The 13,545-nt window shown below is 54.0% G+C and carries 13 protein-coding genes; 1 reads left to right on the top strand and 12 read right to left on the bottom strand.

Going from position 1 to position 13,545, the window contains the following annotated elements; all coding sequences use genetic code 11:
- Positions 1-84 precede the first annotated feature (84 nt).
- The 8 genes from SD425_RS03565 to SD425_RS03530 form a co-directional block, all read right to left on the bottom strand.
- Entirely contained in the window at positions 85-1,191 is a 1,107-nt protein-coding gene (locus SD425_RS03565; RefSeq protein WP_324675490.1) for a FecR family protein, read from the bottom strand.
- Between the two features lie 148 nt (positions 1,192-1,339).
- A complete protein-coding gene (locus SD425_RS03560; RefSeq protein WP_324675487.1) occupies positions 1,340-1,942 on the bottom strand; it encodes a sigma-70 family RNA polymerase sigma factor in 603 nt (200 codons plus the stop codon).
- 176 nt (positions 1,943-2,118) lie between these two features.
- Complete coding sequence (locus SD425_RS03555; RefSeq protein ID WP_324675485.1) at positions 2,119-2,634, bottom strand: hypothetical protein; 516 nt, start codon at positions 2,632-2,634, stop codon at positions 2,119-2,121.
- A gap of 69 nt (positions 2,635-2,703) precedes the next feature.
- Entirely contained in the window at positions 2,704-4,746 is a 2,043-nt protein-coding gene (gene uvrB, locus SD425_RS03550; protein WP_324675483.1) for an excinuclease ABC subunit UvrB, read from the bottom strand.
- Positions 4,747-5,053: 307 nt separating this feature from the next.
- The gene (locus SD425_RS03545; RefSeq protein ID WP_324675481.1) at positions 5,054-5,500 is read right to left on the bottom strand and encodes a hypothetical protein; all 447 of its coding nucleotides are present in this window, start codon (positions 5,498-5,500) and stop codon (positions 5,054-5,056) included.
- Between the two features lie 57 nt (positions 5,501-5,557).
- Entirely contained in the window at positions 5,558-6,103 is a 546-nt protein-coding gene (locus tag SD425_RS03540) for a hypothetical protein (RefSeq protein WP_324675479.1), read from the bottom strand.
- A 14-nt stretch (positions 6,104-6,117) separates the two neighbouring features.
- A complete protein-coding gene (locus tag SD425_RS03535; protein WP_324675477.1) occupies positions 6,118-7,728 on the bottom strand; it encodes a hypothetical protein in 1,611 nt (536 codons plus the stop codon).
- Complete coding sequence (locus tag SD425_RS03530; protein ID WP_324675475.1) at positions 7,712-8,398, bottom strand: sigma-70 family RNA polymerase sigma factor; 687 nt, start codon at positions 8,396-8,398, stop codon at positions 7,712-7,714. Before SD425_RS03530 ends, SD425_RS03535 begins: the two co-directional genes overlap by 17 nt.
- 372 nt (positions 8,399-8,770) lie before the next feature.
- Between SD425_RS03530 and wrbA the strand changes: the two genes are divergently transcribed.
- Entirely contained in the window at positions 8,771-9,388 is a 618-nt protein-coding gene (wrbA, locus tag SD425_RS03525; protein ID WP_324675473.1) for an NAD(P)H:quinone oxidoreductase, read from the top strand.
- Between the two features lie 156 nt (positions 9,389-9,544).
- Here wrbA and aroE read toward each other — a convergent pair whose 3' ends face one another.
- From aroE to SD425_RS03505, 4 genes are all read right to left on the bottom strand, one after another.
- Positions 9,545-10,285, bottom strand: a complete 741-nt coding sequence (aroE, locus tag SD425_RS03520; protein ID WP_324675471.1) for a shikimate dehydrogenase — start codon at positions 10,283-10,285, stop codon at positions 9,545-9,547.
- Positions 10,286-10,398: 113 nt separating this feature from the next.
- Complete coding sequence (locus SD425_RS03515) at positions 10,399-11,073, bottom strand: DedA family protein (protein ID WP_324675469.1); 675 nt, start codon at positions 11,071-11,073, stop codon at positions 10,399-10,401.
- A 129-nt stretch (positions 11,074-11,202) separates the two neighbouring features.
- The gene (locus SD425_RS03510) at positions 11,203-12,528 is read right to left on the bottom strand and encodes a sorbosone dehydrogenase family protein (RefSeq protein WP_324675467.1); all 1,326 of its coding nucleotides are present in this window, start codon (positions 12,526-12,528) and stop codon (positions 11,203-11,205) included.
- A gap of 105 nt (positions 12,529-12,633) precedes the next feature.
- Complete coding sequence (locus tag SD425_RS03505; protein WP_324675465.1) at positions 12,634-13,464, bottom strand: phosphosulfolactate synthase; 831 nt, start codon at positions 13,462-13,464, stop codon at positions 12,634-12,636.
- Positions 13,465-13,545: the final 81 nt, after the last annotated feature.

Below are 13,545 nucleotides of genomic sequence, written 5' to 3'. Positions count from 1 at the left end.
ACGCATTAAGAGAAGCTAGGTTCCGCGGCCTCCGACGAACGACAGCAAACGTTTGCGGTCAACGCCCCAGCAACGGCTAAAAACTTACTTACAACCAGGACCCGTCACTACAATTTGCGCGTCCATTACTTCGTAGTTGGCTTGCACGGCTTTGCAGATCAGACCTAGCTTTTCGAATAGCGGCTCATCGGTGAAAGACGCCGTCAGCGGGCAGTTGCCGAGCACGGCTTCGTCGTACACGATGTGCACGCCATAGGCCTTTTCTAGTTGGGCAAATACTTCGCTGAGAGACGTTTCGGTGTATTCAAAAGTTGGCTGTACGGCTTGCAACCTAGGCTGCGGCAACAAAGTCCGTAGAAGCTTCCGGTCGGCCAAGCGGTAGGTGGCTTGCTGGTTAGGCACCAGCACAAAGCCTTCTAGCTTGCGCGTCTGGCGCTGAGCAGCGGCTTCGGCGCTGCTTTGCGGGTACACCGATACGCGGCCCGTTTTCACGGTCACGACTACACGGGCCGCCGCGGGCCTAGCTTGCACTTCAAAGCTGGTACCAAGCACTTTCGTCACCAAGTGGGCAGTGTTCACGAAGAAGGGCCGACTCGGATTTTTAGCCACTTCAAAGAAAGCGGCGCCTTCGAGGTACACGTTGCGGTTAGGCCCAGTGAAGCGCGTCGGAAAAGCCAGCCGACTATGCGGCCGCAGCAACACCGAGCTACCATCGGATAAAGCGACTAGATGCGTATCGTCGGTGGCGTTGGCCACTTCACGCAACGAGTCGGCAGTTTGCGTTTTCACCACCTGTAGGTAAGCCATAGCAGGCGCGCCTTGGCGAGCCTGCCACAAATACCAGCTTCCCCCGAGCAACCCAAACACTAGCAGCGCCGCCGCGGCCCATTGCCATGCCACTCGCGGCATCGCGCGCACCATCGGCGGCCGTGCTTGTTCACGCGCCTCAATTTCATCGAAGATGCGCTGCTTGAGCATCATCTTCTCGCCTACGGCCATGCGCTGCTGCGGCAACTGATGCAACGCCAACACCAAGTGGCGCGCCGCTTCCACCTCCTCGCGCCGAAAAGCAAAGGTGGTCAGCCAATTTTGCCAGAATGCTTCTGTCTCTGCATCAGGCAGCAATACCCACCGCACGAAAAAATCGTCCTGGGCAAAGTCTTCGGCAGTATACTGAACGTAGTCGGGCATCGGCGAAGGAGCGCAGCGCGGCGGAATTGCGGCGATTAAGCGCTTCTATTACCCAAGAGCTAGCTTCTGTTTCTTTCTACCACGCTCTACGCAACTTTTTTTCTCAGCCTGCAGAAAGTACCGCCCTTCGGTGGTGTTCGGCTAGCTTTTATTCGGCGGAACCTAGTACCAGAAAGAGCAAGAACCCTAGCACGACTGACTTGCGCAGCTTCTGCAAAGCGCGGTGCAATAGGTTAGATACAGTTTGCTCACTGAGATGGAGCAGATCGGCAATTTCCCGAATCTTGAAGTTATTGAAGTACTTGAGATTGATAATCTCCTTCTCCCGGCCCGACAGCTGCGCCAGCGACAAGTTCAACTTGGCGGCGACTTGTTGCTCGTCCTCTGTCGTTACCCATTGCTGCTCAATCGAAGGCTCCTGCTCCTCGGTAGGTGGGTGGGCTAGCCGCAACCTAGGTTCATTAGTTCTCTTCAGCAGCTCGCGCTTCAGACTGCGATAGAGATAAAACTTCACGGTTACTTCCTCGCTCACGTTTTCTCGCCACACCCAGAGATTCACGAACACCGTCTGGATGGCATCTTTCACCTGTTCGGCGTCGCTGACCAGATGGTGGCCGTAGGCAAAAAGCTGCTGCGCATATCGATCGAACAGTACGCCTAACGCCTCCCGCTGACCAGCACGAAAGGCCTGCCATAAGGCTAGGTCTTCGCCGTGTCGTTGCTCATGGTGCGCAGGAGGCGGGGTGTACATAGATCTCGAATGATCAAACAGTTATGTCACAATATCAACAATTTAGGTCACTAAACAGCTCAGCTGTATTCGGAGGCATTTAACGAGTGGGGTTCTGTTGGAAAAACGATAAAAAGCAAAAGCGCTGGTACTTGTGTACCAGCGCTTCACTTACCTATAAGCTAGCTTATTCTTTTTTAACTTGGCTTGCGAAGCAGATACACTAAGCCTCCGTTTTCTACGCTAACCATCTGGACTACTTCCCAGCCAGCCGCCGTACTATTGAGCGCTTGTGTTATAGCATCGTGCACAAGTTCTGTCCTTACCGAAACGGCACGTGTGTATTCAGCTCTCTGATCGGCTTCTAGCTGCGATGCTTTTTTAGTTTCCTCTGGGGTTTGTTTGTGAGACTTTCCATTTTCATCAGTGATCCATGTTCCCTCAGCGGAGGAAGTACTGGTACTGACACGAGATTTACCGCTGAATGGCTTATTTAACCTCAACAAAATCTCTGGATCTTTGATTGTCACGTCCTTCTGCCCATTGAAAGCGGGAACGTAGGTCAAGGCCGGAGTACCAGCAGCAGTTTTGGTACCGTAGTAAAAGATGTGCATGTATTGGTAATGCACGGGCTGCTGCGCTTGCACCGCTTCCGGCTTTGTAAAAACGGTTAATAGAAGCAGTAGCAACAAGCGTCGATAAAAAAGGCTCATCGTGTTTTGTGGGTAGGTTGATAACTGACCACAAAATACAATGAGCCCTTAATTTAAGCTTGCGTATTGCTAATCCCGCTTGCTTTTCAGCATTTGCCGGAGCTGAGCTAGCTCGTCGCGGTACTTAGCGGCTTGCAAGAAGTCGAGGTCCTTGGCGGCGCCTTCCATCAGCTTTTCGGTCTTCTTAATGACCTTTTCCAACTCCGCCCGGTTCATCGTCGAGATGATGGGTTCGGCGGCTAGGGTCATTGTGTCACCCATGGCTTCGGGGCTGACGTAGGCTTGCGGTTCGATCTTGCGCATATCAGCCACGGAGGTTTGCCCCATAATAGCTTCGCGCGACTTCGTAACGGTGCGCGGCGTGATACCATGCTCCTCGTTGTACGCCATCTGCACGGCCCGCCGACGATTGGTTTCGTCGATGGCGCGCTGCATGGAACCAGTCATGCGGTCGGCGTACATAATTACTTTGCCGTGGTCGTTACGCGCAGCGCGGCCCATGGTCTGAATCAAGCTGCGTTGATCACGCAGAAAGCCTTCTTTGTCGGCGTCGAGAATAGCCACTAAGCTCACTTCGGGCAAGTCAAGACCTTCACGCAATAGGTTTACCCCAATCAGCACGTCGATTTCGCCGAGGCGCAGGCGACGTAGAATCTCCACCCGATCCAAGGACTTCACCTCACTGTGCACGTACTCAACTTTGATACCTAGCCGATCCATGTACTTGCTCAGTTCCTCGGCCATGCGCTTGGTGAGCGTGGTTACCAGTACCCGGTCACCCATTTTCACGCGCTCATCTACCTCGTCGAGCAAGTCGTCAATCTGGTTCACGCTGGGGCGAATGTCGATTTCTGGATCAAGCAGACCGGTCGGACGGATAATCTGCTCGACCACCACGCCGGCCGCTTGGGTCAACTCGTAGTCGGAAGGAGTAGCCGACACATACACGGCTTGCCGGAACATGCTCTCGAACTCATTGAACGTGAGCGGGCGGTTGTCCATGGCGCTCGGTAAGCGGAAGCCGTATTCCACCAGCGCCGTTTTGCGGCTGCGGTCACCGCCCCACATCGCCCTGATCTGCGGGATGGTGGCGTGGCTCTCGTCAATCACCATCAGGTAATCATCGGGGAAGTAGTCGAGCAGGCAGAAGGGACGAGCACCCGGCGTACGGCGGTCGAAGTAGCGCGAATAGTTCTCGATGCCGGAGCAGTAGCCTAGCTCCCGAATCATTTCCAAGTCAAACTCCGTGCGTTCCATAATGCGCTTGGCTTCAGCATCCCGGCCTTCTTTCTCGAAGTAAGCATGCTGGGCCACCATGTCATTCTGAATCTCGTGAATGGCCTGGTTCAGCGTGTCTTTGCCCGTCACGAAGAGATTGGCTGGGTAGATCGTTACGCCGCCTTTTTCGTCGGCTAGCTTCTTGCCGCTGACGGGGTCAATCTTTTGAACACTCTCGATTTCGTCACCAAAGAAGTAGATGCGATATGCAAAGTCGGCGTAGGCAGGGAAGATGTCTACCGTGTCGCCCTTCACGCGAAACGTGCCGCGCGTGAACTCCACCTCAGTACGCGAATACAGAATTTGCACGAACTGGTAGAGCAGGTTATTGCGCGAGTACTTCAGCCCCGGAGCTAGGTAGATAACGTTCTTGCCAAACTCCTCGGGGTTGCCGATACCGTAGATACACGACACAGAAGCCACTACAATTACGTCGCGCCGCCCGCTCATCAACGACGATGTTGAGTGCAGGCGTAGCTTCTCAATCTCTTCGTTAATAGCTAGGTCCTTCTCAATAAAAACGTCGGTGCTGGCAATGTAGGCCTCGGGCTGGTAGTAGTCGTAGTAACTGATGTAGTACTCGACGGCATTGTTAGGAAAAAACGCCTTGAACTCGCCGTAAAGCTGGGCAGCCAGCGTTTTGTTGTGACACAGCACGAGCGCCGGCTTCCCCGATTGGGCAATAACGTTGGCCATCGTGAAGGTTTTACCCGTGCCGGTTGCGCCGAGTAGCACTTGTGCCGGCTCGCCACTATTGATGCCTTGCACTAGTTGCGCAATGGCGGTAGGCTGGTCGCCAGTAGGCTTAAATTCCGAGGTCAGTTGATATTCCATGCAGGTATAAAGTTAGCCGCGCTGGCTTTAAAGATGGCAAAAAAGCCAGCCTATGATAACCCCGTTCAGCTACCAGTGGTTTCCGCACAAACAAAAAAGCTAGGTCAAGAAGTTTTCGAAGCTAATAGGCCACATGTTACCCTACAGAAAAGCTCGCTGGATTGGCCAAAATGTCTGTAGCGCCGTTTGGCTACTCGACCTTATGCACTAACTGCGAAACCGAGCCAAGGAGTCAGAAAAAGCGAAAGAGCCCGTCTCTCGAAACGGGCTCTTTCTGTTTTATGATAGGATAACGATAGTTCACTAGTTATTGCGGTACCAAGCGCAAGGCAGCAGTTTGCGCTTCGGTTGAGAAATTCTTCACAGATGGATAAGGGTTAACAGCAGTCAAGCAGAGCCAATAGGGCTGCTTGTTAATCAGCACGGTAGTCGAGTCGCGGTAGTGCCAGGGTGTGCCTACGCCACACTGCGCCAGGCACAAGTCAACCGTCTGGACAGCATCGGCAGCTGTTTTTACTTCGATAGTCGTTTGTACGTAGCCTGCCCAGATACACTGCGCCCCGTTAGGGCACCGCGAGTCGGATACTTTTTTCAGGGTCACTGCCACATTATCTGCCCCAGCTAAGGGTACGGAAGCGGTTTTCTGGTTCGTCACTGCAAAGTCGCTGGCCGAAAGGTTTCCCGAGGCGGATTTGTCCTTTTGGCAACCTAGCAACCCGCTGCTTAACGCCAGACCAATGACTATCTTTTTCATATCTATGGATCAAGGGTGAGGGTAGCTGCTTTCAAAAAGCACTTAGTGGACCTAGCTTTAGTGCAGTTGGATATGAACGATGTTGTTCAACTCTGCCCAGCGTACTTCGCTTTGCTGCTGAAGCTCCGCTACCCACTTTTTCTCCTGCCCCACCGGTACTTTCAGATGGTAGGATGTAGCAGTTGGCTGCTCTTGCAGCTGCAGCTGTTGCACGGTGGCCAGCCAGTCTCGCTGGTTAGCCAAATTCATGTTCATCAGGCGCATATTTACGGTTAGCTTACCTGTGTTTGTATTGCGGATAACACTGGCTTTCCAACCTTTATCATTGATATACGGCTTGGCATTTAGCGCCCGCTCGACATAGGCCGAGCTGTCAGACGGTAGATTCGAGTTGTACATCGGGATGGAAATAGCCAAAATCTCCAACGACCGGCTGTTCACCAACGCAAAGGTCTGCGGCACCATAGTTGTTTCTTTAATCCCGACTAGCACCTCGCCGGGCACAAACTCAGTTTCCTCTTCGGGCGATACGTCGTTATCCTTCTCGCAACTTACCAGAGGCAGTACAAGCAGTAACAGCGCAAACAAATAGCTGTGTCGCATAGCGTTCCGATTTGTTAAGGATTGACGACCGTAGACTTCGTACCCCCGAATTCAACGCTCGTTGCCAAACCGACGGAGTAAGGGCGCGACCGTTTGAAGAAGCTTTGCGCCGGGTCAGCGTTGAGCGTCGTTAGACCTAGGTCAGCTTCTGGGCCAATCAGCAGGCTCCACTGCCCATCGGCGGCCCGATAGCGGGCACCGGCGCCGCCTCGCACAGAGGCTAGCACTTTGCGATAGGGCGAATCGGAGGAGTTTAACGAGTATTTCTGCGTCGCTTCCGAGGCACCAGCTACTTCCGTGCGGCTGCCTAGCAGCACGTTCACAGCGGCACCTAGGGTAGCATAAAACGACAGACCATTCTTGGGCGAGCTGTACCGGACGGCCACTGGTACCCCGGCCGAGGTATAACGATAGTGCGTAGCACTGATGCTAGGTTGCGAAAAACTAACTGTGTTCGAACTAAGCTGCTGCCGATAGGTGGCATTGGCGCCCGTGAAGGCATCGGCATTGGGTGAATACGCAGCCGTGGTAGTCGCAAACTGCGAAGCAGCTGTTAACAGCGCCACTTCCAGTCCGGTTACCAGTTCCCACCGTTTGCTCAGCGGACGTGCTGCCCCTAGCTTACCCCGGAAACCCGAACCTGCCTGCAAGTGCTGTCGATACTCGTTGGCGGCTTGTTCATACATCGTCCCTTGATCTGCAGTGCCTACATTTTGGGTAGGTGAAGGGCTAGAATAGGCGTACGCTAGGGCACTGTGACTATTGCGGCTGAAGTTGATGTTGGGGTTGTACGACGACGCGGCTACTGCAGCACTCCAGCGCCAGCGTTTGCTGCTCGTGCGTGGACGCTCGGGCAGAACCTCTTGCGCCGCTAGCATTTCGGGACCAGCGGGTAAGGCTGCTTTGCGAAGCGTATCGGGCAGGTTGCCGGTCATAGCCGCCAGCAGGCTCGCCATGCGCGTCGCCATGGTGCCGGGTAGTAAGCCGCCGCTAAAGGAGGCTTCGTTAGCAGCGAACCCAGATGCGTAACCACCTGCTATTGCTTGGCGGGCAGTAAACATGCCACCCGTGGGCAGCGACTGTTGGCTGGCTGCGTAAGAGCGCCCTACACCAGAGCTATAAGTTGAGCCTAGGCTAGCTACTTCATTAGCAGCGCCAAAGCTAGACCCTTGGCTTACTGCTGACCCACCTTCGGATATGATTGTTACTTGCGGGTTGCGCACAACGGCGGCCAGAAGCGGAGCCTCCCCGTTCGCTGATTTTGCTGCGGGTGCGGCAGTAGCTAGCCGGGTAGATCTGGAGGCCGATGTTGCTAGCCGCGTTTTCGACTCAATCGCGTCGTTCTGTTTTTCTACAGCAGCCACTTCGGCGTGCTGAAATAAGTTCAGATGAACGGCCCAGGTGCTAGCTGCTAGCACCAACATGATGCAAGCGGCAGCTATCCAGCGTTGCTGCACTAAGCGGCGGCGGTACGATTCGTTTTGCCGTACCAGCAGCTCGTGGTCAATCTGCTCCCACACGTTGCGCCGGGGCGTTACCTCTGCCTCCGCGAACTTTTGTCGGAACAGGTGCTCCAAGTCGCCGGTAGGCTGGTCAGCAGATGATTTGTTAGCGGAAGGTTCCATTGGTACGATGCGCGTCGAGGCGCTCTAATTTTGTCTTTAAAATCGCCCGGGCCCGAGCGTACTGCGACTTGCTGGTGCCCTCGGAAATGCCGAGCAGCTCGCCAATTTCCTTGTGCCCGTAGCCTTCGATGGCAAACAGGTTGAACACCATCCGGTAACGGGGAGCTAACTCCTGCACGATCGTCAGGAGTTCTTCAAACGCATAGTTTGACAGCGTAAATTCCTCGTCCTGCAAATCCACTGGGTACTCGCCTTCGCTCAGCGCCACGAGCGTCGTGTTGCGGCGGTGCTGCCGCAAGGCGGCGTTTACCATGATGCGCCGAATCCAGAACTCCAGCGGGCACTCCCGCCGAAAGCTGCTCAGCTTGGAGAAAACCGTAACGAAGCCTTCCTGTAGCACATCTTCCGCTTCAAAAGTAGTTTGGGCGTAGCGCAGACACACGGCCATCATGCGGCCGGCAAATCGCTCATACAGCTGCTTTTGCATCGTGCGGCTGCCTGCAATACAGCCCTCAATCAGTTCCACCTCGCTCAGCGGGAACGACGGCGTGAGTTGGCGCACCGAGGCAGGCGAAGCAGCTGGCTCGGCCGCCGTACGGGGGGGCTCACCGTCGCCAGTCAGCAATCGGCGCAGACCGCCAATGGCGCTCATAGAAAGGGATGCGCTCATTGGTGCGACCGGCTTAGCACACCGGCTCCGTAGGTTTGGTTGGCGTTCGGCTGATGGTTGGGCCGTTTGCCACTTGAATAAGCTTGTTGCATAGGCTTATCGACTCTATAAATCGAGGGCACGAATAAAAGGCTAGGTCACTGGGCTTTGGTAGGAAGAGCCCGCAACCGTTAGGAAAGGTTGCAATGCCTCGCCAGATTTTTTTGCCGGCATCCGGCGGCAGGGCTAATGCAGGCCACGAATATATTTATACGGTTCAGCTTGTAAATTCAATGTACGTACATACATTTGCAACACCATCGCCTCAACAGTATTCGCGTACACGGTGGAGAACTCACAGTATTTCTCATTTTCACTCCCTAGCTCACCCGCATGAAAACTCTAGTGCTGTTTTACTCTACGTATGGTCACATCTACAAAATGGCCGAGGCGGTGGCAGAAGGCGCCCGCGAAGTAGCTGACAATGAAGTAGTCATCAAGCGCGTTCCCGAAACGTTGCCCCAAGAAGTACTCGACAAGACTGGTGCTACAGGTGCCCAGCAGGCTTTCGCTCACATTCCGGTTGTTACGCCCAACGAGCTAACAGAATACGACGCCATCATCTTCGGTACCCCAACGCGCTACGGCAACCTGTGCGGTCAGATGCAAGCCTTTATGGATAGCACCGGCGGCTTGTGGGCGACTGGTGCGCTTGTAGGCAAAGTAGGTAGCGTGTTTGTAAGCACCGCTACCCAGCACGGTGGCCAAGAAACTACGATTCGCTCGTTCCACACAGAGCTATTCCACCACGGGTTTGTGGTGGTCGGCTTGCCTTATGCTTGGCAGGGACAAATGGGCCACGAAGAAGTAACGGGCGGCACTCCTTATGGAGCAAGCACCGTAGCTGGTGGCCAAGGCGAGCGTCAGCCTAGCCCGAACGAGCTAGAAGGTGCCCGTTTCCAAGGTCGACACACGGCTGAAATTGCTCGTAAGCTAGTTGCTAAAGAATAACTGGTTTTCTGCACCCTACTTGCAACCTTCAACAGCCACTCGCATCCGAGTGGCTGTTGTTGTTTTAGGGTAGCTGAGTGAAGATGAACGAGCTAGGTCACGCAGCATTTTCAGCCAAGACCTAGCTCGCTGCTATACTATAGCTGGCGTTGCGACCTACTTATTCCAAATACGCCATGCCGCTTCAGCTTGTAGGCAAAGCATTTCAAATCCATTGATAATTTGAGCCCCCATCTCCGCTCCCTTTTGCAAAAAGCGGGTTTCACGCGGATTATACACGAGGTCGAAGAGGTAGTGCTGAGGCGTGAGAACCTCGTAGGGCAACGCAGGAAACTCTTCGATGCGTGGGTAAGTACCTAAGGGCGTGGCATTGATGATCAGAGAATGCGCCGCGACCAGCGCGGGCGTAAGATCGTCGTACGTCAGGCCCTTGGCTAATGGGTTACGCGATACTACCCAGTAACGGATACCTAGGTCGCGCAGGGCTACTTCCACGGCTTTGGAGGCTCCGCCAGTCCCGAGGACCAACGCCGCTACATCTTCGCCCCGATCTGGGTAAAACCGCTCAAGCGACTCGCGGAAACCCGTGTAATCTGTGTTGTGCCCAATGTACTGTCCATCGGTGGTAACCTCAATCACATTGACTGCACCAACGCGAGCAGCCGACGGTGCGACATCGTTCAGGTACGGCCATACTTGCTCTTTGTACGGAATCGTCACGTTCAGTCCTGCTAGGTTTGGGTGGCTTGCTAGCAACGCGGGCAACTCTGTAATATCAGCCAACTCAAACAGTTCGTACGAACAATCCGTCAGCTCTAGATTATGAAATTTCTGGGTAAAATAGGTCTGCGAAAACGAATGACTAAGGGATTTGCCAATAAGGCCGAATTCTCTCATAAGAAGGATTAGCTCAACAGATTCAATTCTTAAAGCAACAAAAAAAACCGCCCCGACCAATTGTCGGAGCGGTTTGAGCAGAAAATATTACACAATGGTACTGCGGTTGCGCCCTAGGCTTCCGATGGCCGACCGCTTAGCTTTTGCTTCAAAAATTGGAACAGCGGTGGTGCCACCGAAACCAGAATGATGAGGTAGATAACGATGGTAAAGTTCTTCTCCACCACCGGAATATTGCCGAATAGATAGCCGGCCATCGTCAGCGAAATCACCCAAAACAACGCGCCGCCCACGCTGTAGCTGATAAAATAGGCGTATTTCATGCTGCCTACGCCCGCCACAAACGGCGCGAACGTGCGCACAATGGGGATGAAGCGCGCCATGATGATCGTTTTGCCGCCGTGCTTGGCGTAGAAGGCTTGGGTATCTTCTAAGTATTTACGTTTGAACAGCTTATAGTCCTTTTGAAATACTTTTGGCCCTAGGTAGTCGCCGATAAAGTAGTTGAGGTTATCGCCGAGGAAAGCAGCGAAAAACAGGAGCGGAATCAAATACGTCAGATGCAGCAGGGTTTGGTCGGAGCCGGGTGATACGGACCGGGCAGCCAACGTGCCGGCGACGAACAGCAAAGAATCGCCGGGCAGAAAGGGAAATATGACAACTCCCGTTTCGGCGAAAATAATCAGGAACAGAATCAGATAGGTAAGACCGCCGTATTGCTGCACCACGTCGATGAGCGTTTTGTCGAGGTGCAGTACGAGGTCAAAAAAGTGTTTGATTATCTCCATTGGGCCATTAAGTAAGAAGAGTAGGGAGTCGCGAGTCGTTGATTACGCTACAAAGAAAACAAGCTGCCCGATATGGGCAGCCTGTTGAGATAATTTCACGAAGATTTAAACGGCCATTTAGGCCACAACCTAGGTCGCACTCACGCGCCAAACACGGTTGCCGGCGTCATCTGCCACGAGCATCGATCCGTCTGGCAACACTGTCACGCCCACCGGGCGACCATACGCGTCTTTGGAGTCGCCGCCTACTAGGAAACCCGTCATAAAATCTTCCGGCTTACCAGGTTTGCCGCCTTCAAAGGGCACAAACATCACTTTATAACCCGAAAAAGTCGAACGGTTCCAAGAGCCGTGCTGACCCACGAAAGCGCCCTTGTGGTACTTGGACGGGAAAGCCTCTTTGGTGTAGAAAGCTAGCCCCAGTGAAGCTGTGTGCGGCCCGAGCGGCACATCGGGCACAATAGCTTTCTTCACTAGGTCAGGACGCTCCCCTTTGCGGCGCGGGTCTTCGTTCTGACCATAATACGAATACGGCCAGCCATAGAAGCCGCCTTCTTTCACACTGGTCATGTAGTCTGGCACGAGTTCGTCACCTAGCTCGTCGCGTTCGTTCACGGCTGCCCACAGGGTTTGGGTGCCGGGCTGCCAGTCAATACCCACGGGGTTGCGTAGGCCGCTAGCGTAAATCTTCTCGCCGCTACCATCTGGGTTGATCTGCAAAATGTTAGCGCGGCGTACTTCGTTCGCAGGACCGTGTTCCATCACGTTGCTCCCAGAGCCTACCGTCACGTAAATCTTGGAGTTGTCGGCGCTGGCCAGTAGGTTCCGGGTCCAGTGGTTGTTATAGCCACCGCGCGGCAAGTCTAGGATCTGCTTGCCCTGCCCCGTAATCTTGGTTGCGCCTAGCTGATAGGGAAACACCATCACGCCATCTGTATTCGCCACATAGAACTTGTTGCCGATAACCAGCATGCCGAGCGGCTGGTCGAGGTGAGCTAGGAAGGTTTCGCGCACATCGGGCTTACCGTCTTTGTTCGTGTCGCGAAACAGCGTAATGCGGTCGGCACTGGTTGGGCGCGAGGCTTTCGATGGATCTAGCTTCAGCGTCACAGTGGTTTTCTTCACAGCCGTAGTAGGCACCGTATTGGCCTCAGCTACGAGCACGTCGCCATTGGGCAGCACGTACATCCAACGCGGACTCTCCAGGTCGCGGGCGTACTCCGTTACTTTGAAGCCGGCGGGTACGGTAGGCGTTTTGCCATTAGGCCAATCTTGCAAATGCACGCGGTTTGTCACCGACTTAGTGGCGTAGGGCTGAGGCAAGTGCACCGCTTGGTCGTCGGGCGTTTCAATAGTTTTGGCAGGGTTATCGGCCGCGGCGGCTTTTTCCTCTTTGGAAGGTCCTCCGCAAGCCGCTAATAGCAGAAAAGCTAGGTAGCAGAAATTCCGTTTCATATCAAAAAATAAGTCAGCCCGTGGGTGGGCTGACTTATTAGTGTACGCGCTTCGGTCTGCTTGAGTTAAGCTAGCTTCTTGTCTTACGCATTGATTTGATGTGGCCTAACCACGCGGCATCGAAGTGCCCGGCTTGCCCGTTGGTTTGGCGGGCTTGAACATTTCGTCCACGTTATCCATGTCGAGGAAGTGCGTGAACGTATCGCCACGCAAGCCTAAGCGGATCGTTTCTAGGCTCACTACTTCATTAGGAGCGATGTTACCTAGGTTTACGTTGGCGCCGAGCAGCTTAATAAACCATACTTGCTGTGCCTTCTGCGGCGCTTCCCACAGGATCTTCTCGACCGGCACTTTCGTCAGAATTTCTTCTACCAAGCCTGAGCGCACTTCACCGGTGCTACGAAACAGACCTACGTTGCCGGCTTCGCGAGCCTCCCCGATTACTTTGATGGCACCAGCCTCAAGTTCGGTTTGCATCTGCGAAATCCACTTATAAGGTGGAATGATCTTCTCAGCATCTTTCGAGCCTACCTCCGACAGCACCTGCACCTCCTGCGACAACGTGCGGATGTACTCTAGCTTGCGGTCGTGATTTAGATCCAAGGACCCGTCTGACACTTCCGCGTACTCCATTCCAAATTCGGAAAGTAGCCGCCGGTAATCGTCAAACTGGTTGCGGATAATGAACGCCTCGAACAACGTACCACCAAAATACACTGGCACCCCAGCGGCTTTGTACACCTCTAGCTTGCGCTTCAGGTTGGGCGTAACGTAGGAAGTAGCCCAGCCTAGCTTGACGATGTCGGCGTACTCGGCGCCTACTTCCAGGAAGTCTTCGGTTTCACGAATACTTAACCCTTTGTCCATCACCATGGTAAAGCCTTGTTCGCGGGGCTTGCTGGTGCGTTCGGGGAGGTCGTTCAGGTGATAATTCATACTTGAGGGCTTAGGTTTTTGATTCTAATGGCAGCCTAAGCATGGCTCAAAAGTACGCCCGAATTTTATATCCATTCATTA

Origin of the sequence: Hymenobacter sp. GOD-10R (assembly GCF_035609205.1) — a bacterium.
In the GTDB taxonomy this organism is placed as follows: domain Bacteria; phylum Bacteroidota; class Bacteroidia; order Cytophagales; family Hymenobacteraceae; genus Hymenobacter.
Note: the sequence above shows the minus strand (reverse complement) of the source record. Positions and strands in the feature narration are given on the sequence as shown.